The sequence below is a fragment of the Couchioplanes caeruleus genome (assembly GCF_023499255.1).
GTDB lineage: Bacteria > Actinomycetota > Actinomycetes > Mycobacteriales > Micromonosporaceae > Actinoplanes > Actinoplanes caeruleus_A.
In genome coordinates this window covers 6,175,122-6,193,590 of the sequence record NZ_CP092183.1, presented here as the reverse complement: position 1 = coordinate 6,193,590, position 18,469 = coordinate 6,175,122, and the positions used below count along the sequence as shown (strand labels likewise).

22 protein-coding genes are annotated in these 18,469 nt (G+C 73.8%); 13 read left to right on the top strand and 9 right to left on the bottom strand.

Annotation, left to right across the window (positions count from 1 at the left end):
- Positions 1-47 precede the first annotated feature (47 nt).
- The 4 genes from fabG (at position 48) to COUCH_RS28605 (ending at position 3,556) form a co-directional block, all read left to right on the top strand.
- The gene (fabG, locus tag COUCH_RS28620; RefSeq protein ID WP_249608322.1) at positions 48-752 is read left to right on the top strand and encodes a 3-oxoacyl-ACP reductase FabG; all 705 of its coding nucleotides are present in this window, start codon (positions 48-50) and stop codon (positions 750-752) included.
- Positions 753-775: 23 nt separating this feature from the next.
- The gene (gene fabI, locus COUCH_RS28615) at positions 776-1,543 is read left to right on the top strand and encodes an enoyl-ACP reductase FabI (RefSeq protein ID WP_249608321.1); all 768 of its coding nucleotides are present in this window, start codon (positions 776-778) and stop codon (positions 1,541-1,543) included.
- A gap of 208 nt (positions 1,544-1,751) precedes the next feature.
- Entirely contained in the window at positions 1,752-2,780 is a 1,029-nt protein-coding gene (locus COUCH_RS28610; RefSeq protein ID WP_249608320.1) for a ferrochelatase, read from the top strand.
- A complete protein-coding gene (locus COUCH_RS28605) occupies positions 2,777-3,556 on the top strand; it encodes an HAD-IIA family hydrolase (RefSeq protein ID WP_249608319.1) in 780 nt (259 codons plus the stop codon). The genes COUCH_RS28610 and COUCH_RS28605 overlap by 4 nt, the downstream gene beginning before the upstream one ends.
- On the opposite strand, the gene COUCH_RS28600 is transcribed toward COUCH_RS28605, so the two are convergent.
- The gene (locus COUCH_RS28600; protein WP_249608318.1) at positions 3,543-4,571 is read right to left on the bottom strand and encodes a pectinesterase family protein; all 1,029 of its coding nucleotides are present in this window, start codon (positions 4,569-4,571) and stop codon (positions 3,543-3,545) included. The genes COUCH_RS28605 and COUCH_RS28600 overlap by 14 nt on opposite strands.
- A 185-nt stretch (positions 4,572-4,756) precedes the next feature.
- On the opposite strand from COUCH_RS28600, the gene COUCH_RS28595 reads away from it, so the two are divergent.
- Positions 4,757-5,374 (top strand): pyridoxamine 5'-phosphate oxidase family protein, encoded by a 618-nt coding sequence (locus tag COUCH_RS28595; protein ID WP_249608317.1) that lies wholly within the window; start codon positions 4,757-4,759, stop codon positions 5,372-5,374.
- A gap of 44 nt (positions 5,375-5,418) precedes the next feature.
- Positions 5,419-6,960, top strand: coding sequence for a PP2C family protein-serine/threonine phosphatase (locus COUCH_RS28590; protein WP_249608316.1), 1,542 nt, complete (start codon positions 5,419-5,421; stop codon positions 6,958-6,960).
- Here COUCH_RS28590 and COUCH_RS28585 read toward each other — a convergent pair.
- From COUCH_RS28585 to COUCH_RS28570, 4 genes are all read right to left on the bottom strand, one after another.
- Positions 6,957-7,367, bottom strand: coding sequence for an ATP-binding protein (locus tag COUCH_RS28585; protein ID WP_249608315.1), 411 nt, complete (start codon positions 7,365-7,367; stop codon positions 6,957-6,959). The genes COUCH_RS28590 and COUCH_RS28585 overlap by 4 nt on opposite strands.
- Positions 7,360-7,716, bottom strand: coding sequence for an STAS domain-containing protein (locus tag COUCH_RS28580; protein WP_249608314.1), 357 nt, complete (start codon positions 7,714-7,716; stop codon positions 7,360-7,362). The genes COUCH_RS28585 and COUCH_RS28580 overlap by 8 nt, the downstream gene beginning before the upstream one ends.
- 83 nt (positions 7,717-7,799) lie before the next feature.
- The gene (locus COUCH_RS28575) at positions 7,800-8,447 is read right to left on the bottom strand and encodes a class F sortase (protein WP_430640827.1); all 648 of its coding nucleotides are present in this window, start codon (positions 8,445-8,447) and stop codon (positions 7,800-7,802) included.
- Positions 8,444-9,283: a DUF4397 domain-containing protein gene (locus COUCH_RS28570; protein WP_249608313.1), complete on the bottom strand. Its 840-nt coding sequence runs from the start codon at positions 9,281-9,283 to the stop codon at positions 8,444-8,446. Before COUCH_RS28570 ends, COUCH_RS28575 begins: the two co-directional genes overlap by 4 nt.
- 160 nt (positions 9,284-9,443) lie before the next feature.
- On the opposite strand from COUCH_RS28570, the gene COUCH_RS28565 reads away from it, so the two are divergent.
- The 3 genes from COUCH_RS28565 (at position 9,444) to COUCH_RS28555 (ending at position 11,230) form a co-directional block, all read left to right on the top strand.
- Complete coding sequence (locus COUCH_RS28565; RefSeq protein ID WP_249608312.1) at positions 9,444-10,022, top strand: RNA polymerase sigma factor; 579 nt, start codon at positions 9,444-9,446, stop codon at positions 10,020-10,022.
- Positions 9,976-10,689, top strand: coding sequence for an anti-sigma factor (locus tag COUCH_RS28560; RefSeq protein ID WP_249608311.1), 714 nt, complete (start codon positions 9,976-9,978; stop codon positions 10,687-10,689). Before COUCH_RS28565 ends, COUCH_RS28560 begins: the two co-directional genes overlap by 47 nt.
- Before the next feature lie 100 nt (positions 10,690-10,789).
- Positions 10,790-11,230 carry a hypothetical protein gene (locus COUCH_RS28555; protein ID WP_249608310.1) on the top strand — a complete coding sequence of 147 codons (441 nt, stop codon included), beginning with the start codon at positions 10,790-10,792 and terminating at the stop codon, positions 11,228-11,230.
- Here COUCH_RS28555 and COUCH_RS28550 read toward each other — a convergent pair.
- On the bottom strand, positions 11,227-12,369 hold the full coding sequence (locus COUCH_RS28550) for a serine hydrolase domain-containing protein (protein WP_249608309.1): 1,143 nt from the start codon (positions 12,367-12,369) through the stop codon (positions 11,227-11,229). The genes COUCH_RS28555 and COUCH_RS28550 overlap by 4 nt on opposite strands.
- Before the next feature lie 28 nt (positions 12,370-12,397).
- Here COUCH_RS28550 and COUCH_RS28545 point away from each other — a divergent pair, with 28 nt between their 5' ends.
- From COUCH_RS28545 to COUCH_RS28535, 3 genes are all read left to right on the top strand, one after another.
- A complete protein-coding gene (locus COUCH_RS28545; RefSeq protein ID WP_249608308.1) occupies positions 12,398-13,138 on the top strand; it encodes an alpha/beta fold hydrolase in 741 nt (246 codons plus the stop codon).
- A 75-nt stretch (positions 13,139-13,213) separates the two neighbouring features.
- Positions 13,214-13,642 (top strand): MarR family winged helix-turn-helix transcriptional regulator, encoded by a 429-nt coding sequence (locus COUCH_RS28540; protein ID WP_249608307.1) that lies wholly within the window; start codon positions 13,214-13,216, stop codon positions 13,640-13,642.
- A gap of 45 nt (positions 13,643-13,687) precedes the next feature.
- The gene (locus tag COUCH_RS28535; RefSeq protein WP_249608306.1) at positions 13,688-14,875 is read left to right on the top strand and encodes a methyl-accepting chemotaxis protein; all 1,188 of its coding nucleotides are present in this window, start codon (positions 13,688-13,690) and stop codon (positions 14,873-14,875) included.
- Positions 14,876-14,885: 10 nt separating this feature from the next.
- Here the strand turns inward: COUCH_RS28535 and COUCH_RS28530 are convergent, their stop codons facing one another.
- Together COUCH_RS28530 and COUCH_RS28525 are read right to left on the bottom strand one after the other, a co-directional pair.
- Positions 14,886-15,389 carry an NUDIX domain-containing protein gene (locus COUCH_RS28530; RefSeq protein WP_249608305.1) on the bottom strand — a complete coding sequence of 168 codons (504 nt, stop codon included), beginning with the start codon at positions 15,387-15,389 and terminating at the stop codon, positions 14,886-14,888.
- Positions 15,382-16,164 (bottom strand): hypothetical protein, encoded by a 783-nt coding sequence (locus COUCH_RS28525; protein WP_249608304.1) that lies wholly within the window; start codon positions 16,162-16,164, stop codon positions 15,382-15,384. The genes COUCH_RS28530 and COUCH_RS28525 overlap by 8 nt, the downstream gene beginning before the upstream one ends.
- Positions 16,165-16,253: 89 nt before the next feature.
- Between COUCH_RS28525 and COUCH_RS28520 the strand changes: the two genes are divergently transcribed.
- Entirely contained in the window at positions 16,254-17,057 is an 804-nt protein-coding gene (locus COUCH_RS28520) for a DUF3097 domain-containing protein (protein ID WP_249608303.1), read from the top strand.
- Here the strand turns inward: COUCH_RS28520 and COUCH_RS28515 are convergent.
- Positions 17,054-18,367, bottom strand: a complete 1,314-nt coding sequence (locus tag COUCH_RS28515) for a serine hydrolase domain-containing protein (RefSeq protein ID WP_249608302.1) — start codon at positions 18,365-18,367, stop codon at positions 17,054-17,056. The two genes, COUCH_RS28520 and COUCH_RS28515, sit on opposite strands and share 4 nt — an antisense overlap.
- Between the last annotated feature and the right edge of the window lie 102 nt (positions 18,368-18,469).

The window sequence follows — 18,469 nt, the reverse complement described above, 5'->3', positions numbered from 1 at the left end:
GCATTCACCGAGAATGCCTTCCGGCAAGCGATCGAAGGAGCAACGCGTTGGCCCGCACCGTATTGGTGACCGGAGGAAACCGCGGGATCGGCCTGGCCATCGCCCAGGCCTTCGCCGCGCAGGGTGATCGGGTGGCCGTGACCCACCGCGGCAGCGGCGCCCCCGACGGGCTGTTCGGCGTGCAGTGCGACATCACCGACGGCGCGGCCGTCGACGAGGCGTTCACCACCGTGGAGAAGGAGCTCGGCCCGGTCGAGGTGCTCGTCGCCAACGCCGGCATCACCGACGACACGCTGCTGCTGCGGATGTCCGAGGAACAGTTCGTCCGGGTCCTCGACACCAACCTGACCGGCGCGTTCCGCTGCGCCAAGCGCGCGAGCGCCAAGATGCTGCGGGCCAGGTGGGGCCGGATCGTCTTCATCTCGTCGGTGATCGGCCTCTACGGCGGCCCCGGCCAGGTCAACTACGCGGCCAGCAAGGCCGGCCTGGTCGGCATGGCCCGGTCGATCACCCGTGAGCTCGGCAGCCGTAACATCACGGCGAACGTGGTCGCACCCGGCTTCATCGACACGGAGATGACCGACGTGCTGCCCGGCGCCCGCAAGGAGGAGATCCTCAAGGCGATCCCGGCCGGGCGGCTCGCGGCCCCCGGCGAGGTGGCGCAGGCGGTCACCTTCCTCGCCGGCGACGGGGCGGCGTACATCTCCGGCGCGGTCATCCCGGTCGACGGCGGCCTCGGCATGGGTCACTGACCCACCAACTCACAGGAGAGAGCGTGTCTGGACTGCTGGCCGGTAAGCGGCTGCTCATCACCGGCATCATCACCGACGCGTCGATCGCGTTCTCGGTGGCGAAGCTGGCGCAGGAGAACGGCGCGACGGTCGTGCTGACCGGCTTCGGGCGGCTGTCGCTGGTCGAGCGGATCGCCAAGCGGCTGCCGGAGCCCGCGCCGGTGATCGAGCTGGACGTCACCGACCCCGAGCACCTGGACGCCCTGGCCGGCAAGGTCCGCGAGCACGTGGACGGCATCGACGGCGTGGTCCACTCCATCGCGTTCGGCCCGCAGAGCGTGCTCGGCGGCGAGTTCCTCAACGCCGGCTGGGACGACGTGGCCAAGGCGCTGCAGGTCTCCACGTACTCGTACAAGGCCCTCGCGACCGCCTGCCTGCCGATGATGGGACCGGGCGGCAGCATCATCGGCCTGACGTTCGACGCCACCAAGGCGTGGCCGGTCTACGACTGGATGGGCGTGGCGAAGGCCGGGCTCGAGTCGGCGTCCCGCTACCTCGCGCTGCACCTCGGCAAGCAGGGCATCCGCAGCAACCTCGTCTCCGCCGGCCCGCTGCGCACGATGGCGGCGAAGTCGATCCCGGGCTTCGAGCAGTTCGAGGAGGCGTGGGCGCAGCGCGCGCCGCTGGGCTGGAACCTCACGGATCAGGAGCCCGCGGCCCGCGCGGTGTGCGCGCTGCTGTCCGACTGGTTCCCGGCCACGACCGGCGAGATCGTCCACGTCGACGGCGGCTACCACGCCCTGGGGGCTTGAGCTTTCTGGCCTCCGCTTCGCTCCGGCGGGCATCGCGCCCCTGAGGAGCCGGTGTCGAGGACACCGGCGGGCGCAATGCGACTGTGGTTGCGGTCCATGCGGGCCACCCTTCGTTTTCAGGGCCGCCGGTGGATGCGAAGTGTGGTTCAGGACAACCCTGAGCGGGGCGCGTGGGCGTCGCCCGGCCCGGCAGGGGAGGATGGACCGCGTGGCGTACGACGCTTTCCTTCTGCTGTCCTTCGGTGGCCCCGAGCATCCCGACGACGTGATGCCGTTCCTGCGCAACGTGACGCGTGGGCGCGGCATCCCGGAGGAGCGGCTCGCAGAGGTGGCCGAGCACTACTACCACTTCGGCGGGGTGTCGCCGATCAACCAGCAGTGCCGGGACCTGCTCACCGCGGTGCAGGCCGACTTCGCCGCGAACGGGGTGACGCTGCCGGCGTACTGGGGTAACCGGAACTGGAAGCCGATGCTGGCCGACACCGTGGCGCAGATGCGCGACGACGGCATCACGTCGGCGCTCGGCTTCGCGACCAGCGCGTACGGCGGCTACTCCTCCTGCAAGCAGTACTGGGAGGACATCGCCCAGGCCCGCGCGAAGGTGGGCCCGGGCGCGCCGGCGATCACGAAGCTGCGGCAGTTCCACGACCACCCCGGGTTCGTCCAGCCGCACGCCGACGCCGTACGCGACGCTCTGGGAAAGCTGGACCCGGACCGGCGGGCGACCACCCGCCTGGTCTTCACCGCGCACTCCATCCCGAATTCCATGGCGGCCACGGCCGGGCCCACCGGCGGCCGTTACGAGGCGCAGCTGCAGGAGACGGCGGGCCTGGTGCACGCCGCCGCCGCGCCCGAGCTGCCCTGGGACCTGGTGTGGCAGAGCCGTTCCGGCCCGCCGCAGGTGCCGTGGCTCGAACCGGACATCAACGACCACCTGGAGGCGCTGGCCGAGAAGGGCGTGACCGACGTGGTCGTCAGCCCGATCGGTTTCGTCTCCGATCACCTCGAGGTCATCTGGGACCTGGACAATGAGGCCCGTGACACCGCGGACCGGCTGGAGCTGGGCTACGCCCGCGCGGCCACGCCCGGCACCGACCCGCGGTTCGTCACGATGATCCGTGAGCTGGTGCGCGAGCGGACCGGCGGCGAGGAGCGCGAGCGGCTCGGTACGCTCCCGGTCTGGGACGTCTGCCCGGCCGACTGCTGCCCGGCACCCAAGAGACGAGGCACCCCATGACCGAACGCAAGCCGATCGAGAGCTGGCTCACCGACATGGACGGCGTGCTCGTCCACGAGGGCGAGCCGGTGCCCGGGGCGCCGGAGTTCGTCAACCGGATGAAGGCGTCCGGCAAGCCGTTCCTCATCCTCACCAACAACTCCATCTACACCCCGCGCGACCTGCAGGCCCGGCTCGCGCGGATGGGCTTCGACGTGCCCGAGCGGTCGATCTGGACGGCCGCGCTGGCCACCGCGCAGTTTCTCGCCGACCAGCGGCCCGGCGGCACGGCGTACGTGATCGGCGAGGCCGGCCTGACCACGGCGATGCACGCGGCCGGCTACATCCTCACCGAGTTCGCGCCGGACTACGTGGTGCTGGGCGAGACCCGCACCTACAGCTTCGAGGCGATCACCAAGGCGGTCCGGCTGATCAACGACGGGGCCCGGTTCATCTGCACCAACCCGGACGCGACCGGCCCGTCCAACGAGGGCGCGCTGCCGGCCGCCGGCTCGGTGGCGGCGATGATCTCCAAGGCCACCGGCGTGGAGCCGTACTTCGTGGGCAAGCCGAACCCGATGATGATGCGCTCGGCGCTCAACGTCATCGGCGGGCACAGCGAGAGCACCGCGATGATCGGCGACCGGATGGACACCGACGTGCTGTGCGGCCTGGAGGCGGGGCTGGAGACGATCCTCGTGCTGACCGGCATCAGCACGCGGGCGGAGAGCGAGCGGTACCCGTACCGGCCGTCGCGGATCGTCGACAGCGTGGCCGACCTGATCAACGAGATCTAGGCGACCATCCGGCGAGGTAGGCGGCCGGGGTGAAGGTAGCCGCCTGCTCCGGGGTCAGCTGCGGGCGGTCGGGGGTCACCGTCGCCCCAGGGCCGCAGTTCCGGTACTCGGCGAAGCGGGCGTCCCGCCACGGCCAGGTGCCGAAGTCGCTCCACGGCGCCGGGCCGATGTGCGCGCCGAGCAGCGAGTTCCGTACGACGCACTGGCCGACGGCGTCCGGGTCCTGGCTGGGATGCCACGGCCGGCCCAGGAGCACGCCGGCCGGGGGCGCGTCGGAGGTGAAGGCGCACGCGGCGAAGAGGAAGCCGTACGGGTTGCCGAGGTCGGTGCTGGGCGCGGTCACGTACCCGTTGTTCGTGGTCGATCCGCGGCTCAGCGAGTGGATCCGGCACCGCTCGAGGACGGCGGTGGCCCGCCCGAAGATGAAGTCCACGTCGCCCTCGACGTGGCAGCCGCGCAGGGAGACCCTCGCGCGCACGTCCGCGGCCGGGCTGTTCAGGTAGAGGGTGTCCTGGTTGCCGAGGAACCGTACGGCCTCGAACGCCACCCGGTCGGCGCGGGTCAGCACGGCGACCGCCTGCCGCCCGGTGATCTCCGGGTGCGCGGCCTCGTCGAAGTCGTTGGCGAAGGTCAGGTTGCGGGCCTGGAACCCGGGCCCGTCGACGGTCACCGACGCGCTGCCGGAGGTGCCCCAGGTGCCGCCGCCCGGCCGCGGGGTGCCGTTGGCGCGGTCGTCGACGATCACCACGTCCGCGGGGGCGGCCCCGAGCCCACGGAGCAGCAGGTCCGGCTTGTCCGCCGGGACGATCACCTGCCCGCGGTACGTGCCGGGCCGGATGTCGACGAGCCCGCCGGCCGGTACGGCGTCCACGGCGCCCTGCACTCCTGTGTGGTCCCCGGTGCCGTCGGCGGCGACGACCAGCCGGTCCCGGCGCCGGCCGGACGCGGCGGCCGGCCGGGTCACGCCGGCGACCGCACCGGCGGCGGCCAGGGTGAGCAAGCTGCGCCTGTCCATGCGCCGGACGCTAGGCCGCGCTATTGACACACGTCAATGGGCGGGTGGGCCGCCACGGTTTGCCGCAACAAAAACCCGCGCCCACCTCGGCGCATCCGGCGTCCGCGGCAAACAACCTGCGACTCCGCCGGCGGCCCGGTTCCAGCCCGTGGGACGGTGCGGGCCGGCCTGACAGAATCCCGCGCATGGGGAAAACGTATGAGTCGATCTCGGGACGGCTGCGGGACTTCATCGAGGCCCAGCCCGTCTTCTTCACCGCCACCGCGCCGCTGAGCGGCGACGGCACGGTGAACCTGTCGCCGAAGGGCCTGACCGGGTCGTGGGCCGTGCTCGACGAGCGTACGGTCGCCTACCTCGACTTCGCCGGCAGCGGCGCGGAAACCATCGCCCACCTGCGGGAGAACGGCCGCATCACGCTGATGTGGTGCGCCTTCGAGGGGCCGCCGAACGTCGTCCGGGTGCACGGCCGGGGTGAGGTGGTGCTCCGCGACGACCCCCGCTGGACGGACCTGATCGCGCACTTCCCGGACATCGACAGCCGCGACCACGGGCTGCGCGCGATCATCGTCGTGCACGCCGGGCTGGTCCGCGACTCCTGCGGGTACGCCGTGCCGCTGATGGCGTACGAGGGCGACCGGGAGCTGCACGGGCGGCGCTTCAGCCGCGAGGACGACGAGTCGCTGAGCGCGTACTTCGCGAAGAAGGACCACGTCGCCACGAGCCTGGACGGGCTGCCCGCCCTGCCCCTGCCGTTGCCGCCGGCGCCCGCCCACGCGGGCGGGACTCCCTCCGGGGTGGCATAGCCGCGGCGGCCCCCGTGTCCGTTCTTGACCGTAGAGTGCCGGGTATGGCTGAGGACGGCTCCCGGGCGGGACCCGGCACCGGCGTGCCGGTCGCGGCGCTGGTGCAGGAGGTCCTCGCCGCGATCCCCGCCGGATGCACCTGGCTGATCCCGGTCACGGACGAGGACGGGTCCCTGGTGGACTGGACGGTCGGTGCCACCAGCGATCAGGTGCCGGACATCCACGGGCGCGGGGCCCGGCGGGTCGGGTCGCGGCTCAGCGAGCTCTACCCCAGCATGGTCGGCGGCCCGCTGTGGGCGCTCTACGAGCAGGTGGTCGCCGGGGGCCGGCCGGGCCGGCTCGAGGACTTCGAGTACGAGCAGAAGAACGCCGGCGTCGTGGCGCACTCGCGGTTCGCCGTCACGGTGCACCCGGTGCTGGGCGGGCTGCTCGTGTGGTGGCAGCGCTCGGACGAGAACGAGCGGCGGCTGGCGAACACGGAGCTGCTCGGCAGCCTCGGCTGGGCGGAGTACGACCTCGTCTCCGGGCGCAGCGACTGGTCCCCGGGCATGTACCGGATCTTCGACCGCGACCCGGAACTCGGCCCGCTGCCCCGCGCCGAGCAGGGCGCCGCGATGCTGCCCGAGGACCGGGGGATCGCCGAGACCGCGTGGCAGACGCTGGACAGCGGGGGCCGGTCCGACGTGACCGTCCGGTTCCGGTTCGGCCCGGCGGTCAAGCATCTGCGGATCCTGTCCGACATCGCCCGTGACGCCGGCGGGGCCCCGGTGAAGATCTACGCGGTGGTGCAGGACGTGACGGCGCGGGAGAGCTCGCGCACGGCGCTGCAGCAGCTCGGCGACCGGCTGCGCAACCGCGAGATGACCGCGCTGGCCGAGCACCGGCTGGCCGCGCAGCTGCAGAACATGATCCAGCCGGTGCCGCGGGACACGATCGGGCTGCACGGCCTGGAGGCGATGGTCGGCTACCTGCCCGCCGAGAGCGCGGTACGCGTCGGCGGCGACTGGTACCACGCGGAGACGCTGCCCGGCGGCGACGTGCTGCTGGCGATCGGCGACGTCGCCGGGCACGGTCTGCAGGCGGCGAGCGGCATGGCCCACCTGCGGTTCGCGCTGGTGGCGTGGCTGTCGATCGGCATCCACGACCCGGGTGTGCTGCTGGGGCACCTGAACCGGCTCAGCCTGCAGCTGCGCCTCACCGGAACGGCGGTGGTCGGCCGGTACGACCCGCGGCGCCGGGAGCTGACGTGGGCGCGGGCGGGACACCTGCCCCCGCTGCTGTGCCGCAGCGGCGCGAGCGCCGAACTGCCCTGGCCGCCGGGGCTGCTCCTGGGCGCGGACGGCGGCGCCGCGTACCCGGTGGTGACGGCGGCCCTGCAGCCCGGCGACGTGGTGCTCCTCTACACCGACGGCCTGGTCGAACGGCGGCACGAGGGCACGGGCGAGCTGCTGCACCGGGTGAAGGAGAAACTGTCGGCAGCCGCGGCCGAGGGCGGCGACGAGGTGCTGCCGACGCTGCGCGGGCTGCTGCAGACGGCCAACCCCGACGACGACACCTGCCTGCTGGCCGTACGGGTGCTGGCCTAGAGCCGCAGGCGGATGCGCACCAGCGTGCCGTCCGGCACCGGGGTGGCCTCCACGGCGTCGCAGACCCGCTCGACGATGGCCAGGCCCCGGCCGCGCAGCGCGTCGGCGGCCGGCATCTGCCGACCGAAACCGTGCGCCGGGCCCCGGTCCACCACGTCGCAGACCACGTACCCGTCCTGCGCCCAGACCCGCACCCGGCCGCCGCCGTCGGTGTGCTGCAGCGTGTTGGTCGCGAGCTCGCTGACGGCGAGGACGAGCAGCTCGGCGCGCATCTCCGGCAGGCCGAGGGCCGCGGCCCGGTCGCCGACGAAGTCCCGGACGACGCGCAGATCGGCGGGGCGGTCGTACGCCATCGTGTCGGGACCGGTGACCGCGGAGGCCGGCGGGCCGGGAACGAGATCAGGCATGGGCGGTGTCCTCCCCGGCGACGGTTCCGGGCACCGCCGCGGACGAGTCACCGAGCAGCCCCGCCACCCCGGTGATCTCCAGAACGGTGGCGACCGTGCCCGCGGCGTGCACCACGTGCAGCCGCCGGCCCGCGTCCAGGGCCGCGCGGTGCGCCGTCACCAGGCCGTGGATGCCGCTGGAGTCGATGAACGTCACGCCGGCCAGGTCGACCACCACGACCGGTGCACTTCCCACCGCGCTCAGCAGCACCGCGGTCAGCTCGTCGCGCCCCTCCAGGTCACACTCGCCCGTCAGGGTCACGACCACGCGGCCGGGGCCGGCCGTCGTCCTCGCTTGGAAGTGCACCATCGTCGTGGGGTACCCCTTCGCCTCGGTCCGGGGAGACTCGGAGCACATCATGCCATCGAGACGCCGCGAGCGCGTGGTCGCGGTCACCCGGGTACGGCGGTCACCACCACGTTGTCACGGTAGTGCCGGGTCTTCTCATCGAACGCGCCGCCGCAGGTGATCAGCGTGAGCCGGGGCGCGCCGTCGCGGGCGAAGTACCGCTGCAGGGGGATGGCCGTCTTGGCGTACCGCTCCCGGGCGACGACCTCGAAGTCCCGGCTCGCACCGCCCGGGCCGGTCAGCGTGACCCGGTCGCCGGGCGTCAGCGACCCGAGCCGGAAGAACGCGCCCCGGCCCTGCTCGGCGCTGTCGACGTGGCCGGCGACGACGATCGACCCGGCCGTCGCGGACAGTCCCGGCCCGAACCGGTACCACCCGACCCGGGCGACGTCGGACGGCACGGCCACCTCGCCGGTCGCCTGATCGATACCCACGGCCGCGACGGGCGCGTCCAGCCGCAGCGCGGGAATGCGCAGCCGGACCGGAGCGCCGGCGCCGGCGCCGCGGGGCGGCCGGCCGTCCGAGACGGGTACGGACGCAGCCACGGCCGGCGGGGTGCTCGCGAGCGCGGTGACGGTGGCGGCGCCGACGTCCGGGGCCGTCCGGGAGCGGCACGCGACCACACCGGAGGCGGCCAGCAGCGTCACACCGGCGGCCACGAGCAGCGCGGCCCCTCCCGGACGGGCCGTCACCGGCGTGCCGCGGCCGTACGGCGGACCGGGCGCAACCGCAGCGCACCGGCCAGCAGCAGCAGGATTCCCACCACGCCGGCGGCGTACCAGGGGGTGCCGAGCCCGCGGTCGGCCAGCCCGCCGCTGCCGCTCGGCACGCCACCGGGCGCCGAGTGCAGGCCGGTGAGCGTCTGCGCCACGACGTCCAGCGTCTTGTCCTCGGCGGAGCCCACCGCGTACACGATGGTGGCCGTGCCCTCGGCCAGGCTCAGGTCGGTGGGGCCGAGGACGACGTCGTCCGTCCCGGCGAGCACCACGTCGGCGGAGACGTCACCGGCCGGCAGGTCCGCCTTGGCCTCCTTCGGGTTGGTCAGGTCGCGGAACACCGGCTCCCCGCCGGCCCGCACGTCGACCGCGGGCGCGGCGGCGGTGTGCCGGACGACGAGGCGCGCCTGGCCCGCGGCCAGCTTGCCGGTGTCGTTGACGAACGGGGTCAGCGCCGGCTTCCCGTCGGCGCTCAGGTGCGCCACCAGGCTGATGTTCGCGCCGCCCGGCACCTGGGCGTCGTCCACCTTCAGCAGGGCCTTGCCGAGGTCCTCGCCGGGCTTGGTGAGGGCGATGTCGTACGAGCCCTCCTCCAGGGTCAGCGGGCCGGCGACCTTGCCGGGCTCGAAGCCGGGCACGGTCTTCTTGCCGTTGACGTACACGTCCACGGGCTGCCCGGGGATGCCGTGCACGACGGAGACCTGCGACGAGGCGGCCAGCGCGGGGCCGGTCGTGACCGCGCTGAGGCCGCCGAACGCCACGAGGGCGGCGACGCCGGCCGCCGCCGCGCGGCGGGGGTGCAGAATGCGCATGGGACTTCCTCCGGTGTCGAGGTGGTGCTCTCGGTTGGATCACCGGGGGTTTCGGCGCCGCCGGCGCGGACGGATGCAGGAAAAAGAAAGTCGATCAAGTGCATCCGCCCGCGTCGCGGCGGGCGTATCCCCGGGTGAACGACTGTGGGAAGGGGGGTGGATGGTTCCGGGGGAGGAGCTCGCCGAGCGGTTTCGCGACGGCGACGAGAAGGCACTGCGTGCGGCGTACGAGCGGCACGGCTCGGCGGTGCTCGTGCTGGGCGTCCGGTTGCTGGGGAACCGGGCGGACGCCGAGGACGTCACCCAGGCCACGTTCGTGGCGGCCTGGATGGGACGGGAGACGTTCGACCCCGAGCGCGGCTCGCTGCTGGGCTGGCTGCTCGGCATCGCGCGGCGCAAGGCCGTCGACCGCCTGCGGTCCGCGGCGCGCGACGAGCGGATCACCGACACCGTACGGTCGCAGCCGGTGCCCGCCACCGCGGCCGACAGCCCGGAGCGCGTCGTCGACCGGCTCGTCATCGCCGACGAGCTGAACCGGCTGCCCAGCGAGCAACGCCGCACGCTGGAGCTCGCGTTCTTCGACGATCTCACCCATCCGCAGATCGCCGCGGTGACCGGTTTGCCGCTGGGCACCGTGAAGAGTCACATTCGCCGGGGGATGGCGAACCTGCGTCGACGTTGGGAGGTGGACGGTGCAGCATCTGGACCCCGATCGGCTGGTCCTTCTCTCGCTCGCTGAGGAGGCCGCCGACGAACACGAGTCGGCCCACCTGGCCGGCTGCGCCACCTGCCGGGATGAGCTGCGGACCCTGGAACACGTCGCCGAGCTGGGAGCCGAGTCCGCCGACATGCGCGATTTGCCGCCACCGCCGGAGAGCGTGTGGGCCGGGATCCAGGCCGAGGTGGCGCGGGCCACCGCGCCCACCGCCTTGCCGCGGCGCCGCCTGCGCCGGATCCCGTCCGGTGACCGCCGCCGCTGGCTCGCCCCGGTGCTGGCCGCCGCGGCCGCCGCGGTGATCGGCATAGCCGGTACCGCCGTGGTGATGCGCGGGCTGGACCGGCCGCCGGCCGCGGACGTCACCGCCCGGGCGACGCTCGCGCCGCTGCCGAGCGCGCCGCCGGACGCGCGCGGCGACGTCCGGGTGCTCTCCGACGACGAGGTCGTGGTCGACGTGCAGAACCTGCCGCTGACCACCGGCTTCCACGAGGTGTGGCTGATCGACCCGGACGACACCACAAAGATGCTGTCGCTGGGCAACCTGCCGGCCCGCCCGGAGGCGGTGCTGCCCGTGCCGCCCGGCACCGACCTCAACCGGTACCGCCTCGTCGACGTCTCCGACGAGGCGCACGACGGCGACGCCGCGCACTCCGGCAAGAGCCTGCTCCGGGGGACGCTGACGTACTGACGCCTCCTGGCCGGTTCCGCGCTCCCGGCCGGTCCGCGGACGCCGGGGTCACCGTGATCCGGTGACACCCGGCGACCGTATATTGCGTCCGGGAGGGCGCATGGACGCGGAGACCGGACTGCCGTTCGTCGACGAGCAGCACACGACCGTGCCCGCCCCCGCGCCGGTCGCGTGGGAGCTGCTGTGCGCGCGGGTTCCCCGGTTCGCCGATGCGGAGACGTACGCCCGTCTCATCGGCGCCCGCCCCCGGGGCTTCTCCGGCGGGCCCCTCGCGGAAGGGTCCACGCTGCCCGGCTTCGAGGTCACCGAGGCCGTGCCCGGACGGCTTCTGCGGCTCGCCGGCCGCCACTACTTCTCCCGATACCAGCTCGTGCTGACGCTCACCGAGGAGGACGGCGGGACGCGGCTCGGCGCGCGGACGTACGCGGAGTTCCCGGGTGTGCACGGGGTCGCGTACCGGGCGCTGGTCATCGGCTCGGGCGCGCACCGGTTCTTCGTGGCGCGGCTGCTGCGAGGCGTACGCGAAGCCGCCGGGCGTTAGGCCACCGCGCGCCAGAAGGCCGTGGCGTAGGGGTCCGGGACCGGGCTGGTCATCTCGCGCTGGGTCAGCAGCACGTTGACCCGGCCGCCGCGCAGATCGACGTACGCAGCCGTGCCGAGCCCGCCGGTCCAGCCGTAACTGCCCACCGCCGGGCCGCCGGGAGCCGCACCCGTGATGACCGAGGCGCCGAAGCCCCAGCTGTACGCCTTCCCGAAGTCCGGCAGCCACAGCGCGCCGGCCTTCTCGGCATCCGTCAGGCGATCCGTGGTCATCAGCCGGACCGAGGCGGGGGACAGCACGTCACCGCCGCCGGCCAGCAGCATGCGGCCGAAGGCGAGCAGGTCGTCGACGGTCGACGTGAGCCCGGTGGCGCCCGACTGGCGCAGCGGCGGCGCCCAGCGTCCCGGCGGCTCCTCGCGGACCTCGAGCCCCGCCGGTCCCGGCCGGTACGTCTGCGCGAGCCGCCCCGGGTCCGTGACGCCGAACGTCGTGTCGCGCATGCCCAGCGGCCCGGACAGCCGCTCGCGCAGGAGCGTCTCCAGGTCCCGGCCGGAGGCGCGCACCAGCAGCGCCCCGAGGACGTCGCCGCCGCCGTGGTACGTCCAGCCCTCGCCCGGCTGGTGCAGCATCGGCAGCGTGCCCAGCCGCGCCATCCACTCGTCGAGCGGGAACGGCGCCGGATCGGGGCCCGGGCCCACCCCCAGCTCGTCGATGCGGTCCTGAATCGGGTACGTCCCCGGCGGCGCCATCACCACGCCGTACCCGTGGGTGTACGCCAGCACGTCGCGGACGGTGATCGGCCGGGCCTGGGGCACCACGTCGTCGAGCGGCGAGGCGAGCGTCCGCAGCACCGGCCGCCCGGCGAGCTCCGGCAGCCAGCTGTCGACCGGCTCGTCGAGGCGGAACGTGCCGTCCTCGACCAGGGTCAGCGCCACGGCGGCGGCGAGCGGCTTGGTCACCGACGCGATCCGGAAGATGGTGTCCCGGGTCATCGGCGCGCCGGTCGCCAGGTCGCGGACGCCGCAGCAGACCACGTCCACCCCGTCGCCGTGCGCGGTCAGGGCGACGGCGCCGGCCAGGTCACCGGCGTCCACGTACGGCTGAAGCGCCCGGCTCACCGTCTCCATGCGACTGTGCATCGGCCCAGACTGCCAGAATAATGCGGGCATGGTGCTGACTGTGGGCAGTGGACCCGTACACGTTCTGGCGTTGCACGGCTGGTTCGGCTCGTCCCGCGGCTGGGGTTTCCTGCCGCAGCTGATCGACCCCGACCGGTTCACCTGGGCGTTCCCCGACTACCGGGGCTACGGCGAGCGGCGCGACGTGGCCGGCGAGCACAGCATCGCCGAGATCAGCCGGGACGCGCTGGCGGTCGCCGACGACCTCGGCTGGGACCGGTTCGCCGTGGTCGGCCACTCGATGGGCGGCAGCGCCGCGCAGCACGTGCTGGCCGACGCCCCGGACCGGGTCACCCACCTGGTCGGCATCAGTCCGGTGCCGGCCGGCGGCGTGCCCTTCGACGAGCAGGGCTGGGCGCTGTTCGACTCGGCGGCGAACGACCGGGCGAGCCGCAAGACGATCATCGACCTGACCACCGGCAACCGGCTGTCCTCGCACTGGCTGGACACGATGGTCGACGAGAGCCTCGCGTCCAGCTCTGCCGAGGCGTTCGGGGCGTACCTGCCGGCGTGGGCGCGGACGGACTTCGCCGACCGGGTCGCCGGGAACCCGGTGCCCGCCCTGGCGATCGTCGGCGAGCACGATCCCGCGCTGGGGGCGGAGACGACGCGGGCCACCTGGCTCACCGCGTACCCGAACGCCCGGCTGGAGATTCTGGCCGGGGCCGGGCACTACGCGATGTACGAGACACCGGTCCGGCTGGCGAGTCTGCTCGACGAATTCCTCTGATCGCGTTTGCCGCGCCCGTTTCTGGCGAACCTGTCCGCTCGGTACACCTTCGAGGTCGGGGACGGGACAGCAACCATGGTTCGTACGGCGCCAGAGGTCGCGCTGCTGGTGAAGCGCCTGCAGCACGCACACCATCGGGCGCTCAGCGCGTCCCTGGCCGACCTGGGCATCTCGCTCGTGCAGTGGGACACGCTGCGGCACCTCGCCCGGCATCCCGAGGCGTCGCTGCACGAGCTGGCCCAGCTGACGTTCCAGACCGACCAGTCCTTCGGCTCGCTCGCGGCCCGCATGGTCGACCGCGGCCTGCTGCAGCGGATGCCCGGCCCGGGCCGGGTGGTGCGGCACCGGCTCACCGAGCTGGGCGAGCGGCTGCGCCAGGAGGGCCAGGGCCGCGCCGACCGGGTGTTCGCCGAGACCTTCGCCCCGCTGGACCAGGGGGAGCTGGACCAGCTCGGCGACCTGCTCGAGACGCTCGTCGCGGCCCGGCTCGCGGTCCGCTGCTGAACCCTGTCGCCTCAACTCGGCCGTGCCGTGGCCGATGAGGCGGGCATGTTCTCTCTCCTCGACCGGCTGCCGACCAAGCTCCGCACCTCCATCGCCCTGCTCAGCACCGTCGGCGGGGTGATCGGACTGGGTGTGTTCGCCCATCGCGTGGCCGGCTCGGCCGCCGGTGCGCTGCCGGCCGGCTCGTCCGCCCGATCGGACCTCGAGCTGCTCGCCACGCTCGGGCTGTGGCTGCCCGTGGTGCTCGCCCCGATCGGTCTGCTCATGCAGGTGTCGGTCTGGTCGAGCATCGTGCGCCTGCTGCGCGCCGACGCCACGGTGATCCAGTCGGCCGCCGCCGGCGACCTCGGCGGACGGATGCCGGTCGTGGGCAAGGACGAGCTCGGCCAGATGGCCGAGGCGTACAACACGATGATGGACCGCTTCCAGGACACCGTCGCCGGCATCCGGCGCGCGGTCGAGGAGGTCAACGGATCCGCGGGTACGCTGCAGCGCGCCAGCAGCACGATGGCCCGGGCCGCCGACGCCACCGCCGGCGAGCTGGAGACCGTGGCGCGGTCGGCGCGCCGGACGAGCGACGAGGTCGGTGCGATCGCGGAGGGCACCCACCAGATGCGCGCCGCCATCGAGGAGATCAGCACGAACACGTCGGACGTCTCGCGGATGACCGACGAGGCGGTGACCGGCGTGGGCGTCGCCACCGGCAACGTGACCCGGCTGCGCGACTCCGCCCAGGAGATCAACGAGGTGCTGCGGACGATCAACGCGATCGCCGCGCAGACGAACCTGCTCGCCCTCAACGCCACCATCGAGGCGGCGCGGGCCGGCGAGGCGGGCCGCGGCTTCGCCATCGTGGCCGGCGAGGTGAAGGAGCTGGCGCAGGCCACCGCGCAGGCCACCGAGGAGATCGCCCGGCGCATCGAGGGCATCCAGCACGACACCGGCGAGGCCGTCCAGGCCGTCGGTGGCTTCTCGGCCGTCATCGGCGCCATCGCCGAGCACCAGCTGACCATCGCGGCGGCGGTGGAGGAGCAGACCGCCACCACCGGCACGATGGTCGAGGGTGCGGGCACGGTCAGCAGCGGCGCCGAGCAGATCAGCCAGGCCATCGTGGCGGTGAGCACGGCGGCCCAGGAGGTGCGCGGCGCCGCCGAGGAGACGCACCGCGCGGTCGGCGACCTGACCGGTACGGCCGCCCGCCTGCACGACCTCGCGGCGGTCTTCCGCAGCTGAGCGCCGGCGGTCACATGCCGGCTGCCACCTGCGCGAACCACCTGTCCGCCACGCGGGTGTGCAGGTCGAAACCGAGCGGCTCGGGCCGGTGCAGCACCTGCCGGCCGAGCGTCTCGTCGTCCGGCGCGGGCTCCGGGAGCTCCGCCTCCGTGGCGAGCGACGGGAACAGGCCGAACACCAGCAGCGTGCCGTCCGGGGCGCTGATCGTGTCGTAGAGGCGTACGCCATCGGGGTCGGCCGTCAGGCCGGTCTCCTCGCGCAGCTCCCGGGCCGCGGCCTGCTGCCAGGTCTCGCCGATGTCGATGAAGCCGCCCGGGAGGGCGAGGCGCCCCGCGGCCGGCGGGATGCCCCGGCGGATGACCAGCAGGCCGCCGCCGACCGGCTGGACGGCGACCGCCACCGGCGCCGGGTTGACGTAGCTGGTCTCGCCGCACGCGGCGCAGCGACGCGGCCACGGCTGGCCCGGGGTGAAGCGCGCCCCGCAGAACGTGCAGTGCGCGTAGCGGTCAGGCATGCAGCGGGGAGTTGCACGCCGCGACCAGGGCCTGGCGGCACGCCGTCGTCAGGGGCCGCAGCGCCGCGTCACGCTGCTGTGCCTCGTAGCCGTTGATGGCCCCGCCGGGGGCGTTGTGCTCGGCCAGCGCGAGAACCTGGTCGAGGATGCTGGCGCGCGCGAACAGCCGGCGCGACCGCGGGTCGAAGCCGGGCGGCAGCGTCGCCGTGCTCTCCGGGCGGCGCAGCGCCTGCAGCGCGCCCGCCAGCTCCGGGCGCCACTGGGCGACGTCGAGCCGGGTCAGCTGCGTGGTGGCCTCGGCCAGCGCGCGGGTCAGCTCGGCCTCGGCCTCCGCCGAGCCCATCTGGAAGACCGGCCGGTAGTCGGTCACCGGGTAGAAGCGCCACAGCACCGTCTCGAACTCCACCCCGGAGCCCGAGGTGTGCCGGCGCACCTCCGGCACGACGCCGAACGTGGGCGTCGTCACAGCCTCGCCGGCGAGCATCGCGGGCCCGGTCAGCTCGCTCTTGGCGGGCAGGCCGCGCGGGTCGCCGGGCGCGGGCAGGACGAGGCGGATCTCGTCGGGATGCAGCTTGGCGAACGCGGGCAGCGCCTGCCCCAGCGGCACGTCGGTCCAGGTGCCGGGGGCATCGGCGACGAGGTGCTCCTCGTCGCCGGCGATCTCGTCGGCCAGCTCGTCGAACGGGACGAGGCCGGCGCGCCAGGCGCGTACCCAGGCGACGAGCCGGGTGGACCGGCGGGCCGTCAGGGTCGCCGCATCTGCTGCGGGGGACATGCGAGCCAGGGTACGTGGCTCGCGCCGGGGTTGTCTTGCGCCGGAGCGTCGGACCGGCGTGTCCGGCCGGACGAGTTACCGTGCCCGTCATGTATGGGGAGGATGTGCTCGCGGGCAACTGGCGCCGGCGCAAGGCCGTGCCCGAGGTGGACGTGGAGCCGGGCATGGTGGTGGAGGACGCCGGCTCCGGCTTCTGCGGCGCCGTCGTCGGGTTCGAGTACGGCGCGGTGGTGCTGGAGGACCGGCACGGCAAGCGCCGCAACTTCCCGCTCGACCCCGCCGCGTTCCTGGTCGAGGGGCAGGTCGTGACGCTGCGCAAGGCGGCCGCGGCGCCCGTCGCGCCCCAGCGGCGGACGACGGCCTCCGGCTCGGTGGCGGTCGAGGGCGTACGCGCCCAGGTCGCCAAGGCCTCCCGCATCTGGGTGGAGGGCATCCACGACGCCGCCCTCATCGAGCGGATCTGGGGCGACGACCTGCGCATCGAGGGCGTGGTCGTGGAGCCGCTGGACGGCATCGACGACCTCGCCGGCGCGGTCCGCGACTTCCGCCCGGCCCGTGGGCGCCGGGTCGGCGTGCTGGTCGACCACCTCGTGCCGGGCTCGAAGGAGAGCCGGATCGTCGCCGCGGTCAAGGACCCGGACGTGCTGGTCACCGGGCACCCGTACGTGGACGTGTGGCAGGCGGTCAAGCCGGAGCGGGTCGGGCTGCGGCAGTGGCCGGTCGTGCCGCCGGGACAGCCGTGGAAGGAGGGCGTCTGCCGGGCCGTGGGCGTGGCGCAGCCGGCCGACATGTGGCGGCGGATCCTGGGCAGCGTGAACAGCTACAAGGACGTCGAGACGCCCCTGATCAACGCCATGGAACGCCTGATCGACTTCGTGACGGAGCCGGCTTAGGCGAGGTGGCGCGGGTCGCGGCCGAACACGAACGTCGCGATGTCGATCTTCTCCACGGCGCCGTCCGGGCCGCGCAGGACCTCGAGGATCTCGCCCGTGTTGGAGCCGGCCGTGCCCCGCCACCGGTCCGGCGCTTCCCGGACGAAGCGCCACGGTGCCCGGGCCGCGGCGCCCACCGGTGCCATCGTCAGCTCCTCGCCGTCGGCGGTGACCTCGTACTCGCCGCCCATCCACCACCAGCGCCCGCACAGCTCGGCCGCCTCGCCCGCCGGCGCCGGCATCGGCTTCCACGGCTGCGGCTGGGCCGGCTCGGCGTCCAGCACCGCGGTCAGGACCTCCAGCGCCACCGCGCGGATGCTGGTGCCGCGCAGGCCGTACGAGTTGGCGAAGGCGACCACCCCGACGCGCGACGGCCGGTGCACGAGCAGCTGCGACACGTACCCCGGCATCGAACCGCCGTGGCCCACGTACACCCGTTCGCCGACCCGGTTGAGCTCCGGGCCGAGCCCGTGCCCGGCGGTCCAGGCCTCGTCCTGCATGACGACGGGCGTGCACATCTCGTCGACCGTGGCGCGGGCCAGCACCGCCGGGGCCGGATCGGCGAGGAACGACGCCCACTTCGCCATGTCGGTGACCGTGGACCACAGCTGCCCGGCCGGGGCCATCGCGCCCGTGTCGGGCCGTGGCTCCTCGTGCAGGCCGCCGTCCAGCGAGTGCACCACGTAGCCGCGGGCGTACGGCTCGACCGGGTGGTACGTGGTGCGCTTCATGCCGAGCGGGTCGAGCACGCGCTTGGTGACCAGGTCCGCCCAGGACTCGCCGGTGACCCGGTGCAGCACCGCCCCGAGCAGCCCGTACGCCAGATTGGAGTAGTGGTACGTCCGGAACGGCGGCATGGCGATCTTGTCGAACTCGAGGTCGGCCAGCAGCTGGTCCACGTTGCCGCCGGCCCGCCGCTCCCACCACGGCCCGGCGGGCTCGCGCTGCAGGCCGGAGACGTGGCCCAGCAGCTGCCGCAGTGTGATGCCGCCCACCGGGGTGCCCGGCAGATGCCGGTACAGGAGGTCGTCCAGGGCGAAGAAGCCCTCATCGCGCAGCTGCATGATCATCGTCGCGGTCAGCGTCTTCGTGATCGAGCCGAGCCGGTACTGCGTCTTCGGGTCCGGCGGTGGCGTCTCCCCGGCGCCGGTGAAGTGCAGCAACGCACGGTCGCGGACCACCGCGAGCGCCAGCGAGGGGGCGCGGCCGGCGGCCTGGGCGCGGGCGACGATCCCGGTGACGCGTCGGCCGGTTTCCGGCAGCAGGGACACGGTGAGCCTTCCTGATGGGCGGTCATGGGTACAACTGCGCGAGGCGGATCTGGGCTACGCCGCAAATGGATGCAACGCGATGTCGCTGCTCGTGCACGGACG

Bases quoted from the DNA above. Each gene is read 5' to 3' on its own strand.
- COUCH_RS28605 (WP_249608319.1), top strand. From the start codon at position 2,777: ATGACCGAACGCAAGCCGATCGAGAGCTGGCTCACCGACATGGACGGC.
- COUCH_RS28600 (WP_249608318.1), bottom strand. From the start codon at position 4,571: ATGGACAGGCGCAGCTTGCTCACCCTGGCCGCCGCCGGTGCGGTCGCC.
- COUCH_RS28595 (WP_249608317.1), top strand. From the start codon at position 4,757: ATGGGGAAAACGTATGAGTCGATCTCGGGACGGCTGCGGGACTTCATC.
- COUCH_RS28590 (WP_249608316.1), top strand. From the start codon at position 5,419: ATGGCTGAGGACGGCTCCCGGGCGGGACCCGGCACCGGCGTGCCGGTC.
- COUCH_RS28585 (WP_249608315.1), bottom strand. From the start codon at position 7,367: ATGCCTGATCTCGTTCCCGGCCCGCCGGCCTCCGCGGTCACCGGTCCC.
- COUCH_RS28580 (WP_249608314.1), bottom strand. From the start codon at position 7,716: ATGGTGCACTTCCAAGCGAGGACGACGGCCGGCCCCGGCCGCGTGGTC.
- COUCH_RS28570 (WP_249608313.1), bottom strand. From the start codon at position 9,283: ATGCGCATTCTGCACCCCCGCCGCGCGGCGGCGGCCGGCGTCGCCGCC.
- COUCH_RS28565 (WP_249608312.1), top strand. From the start codon at position 9,444: ATGGTTCCGGGGGAGGAGCTCGCCGAGCGGTTTCGCGACGGCGACGAG.
- COUCH_RS28555 (WP_249608310.1), top strand. From the start codon at position 10,790: ATGGACGCGGAGACCGGACTGCCGTTCGTCGACGAGCAGCACACGACC.
- COUCH_RS28550 (WP_249608309.1), bottom strand. From the start codon at position 12,369: ATGCACAGTCGCATGGAGACGGTGAGCCGGGCGCTTCAGCCGTACGTG.
- COUCH_RS28545 (WP_249608308.1), top strand. From the start codon at position 12,398: ATGGTGCTGACTGTGGGCAGTGGACCCGTACACGTTCTGGCGTTGCAC.
- COUCH_RS28540 (WP_249608307.1), top strand. From the start codon at position 13,214: ATGGTTCGTACGGCGCCAGAGGTCGCGCTGCTGGTGAAGCGCCTGCAG.
- COUCH_RS28535 (WP_249608306.1), top strand. From the start codon at position 13,688: ATGTTCTCTCTCCTCGACCGGCTGCCGACCAAGCTCCGCACCTCCATC.
- COUCH_RS28530 (WP_249608305.1), bottom strand. From the start codon at position 15,389: ATGCCTGACCGCTACGCGCACTGCACGTTCTGCGGGGCGCGCTTCACC.
- COUCH_RS28525 (WP_249608304.1), bottom strand. From the start codon at position 16,164: ATGTCCCCCGCAGCAGATGCGGCGACCCTGACGGCCCGCCGGTCCACC.
- COUCH_RS28520 (WP_249608303.1), top strand. From the start codon at position 16,254: ATGTATGGGGAGGATGTGCTCGCGGGCAACTGGCGCCGGCGCAAGGCC.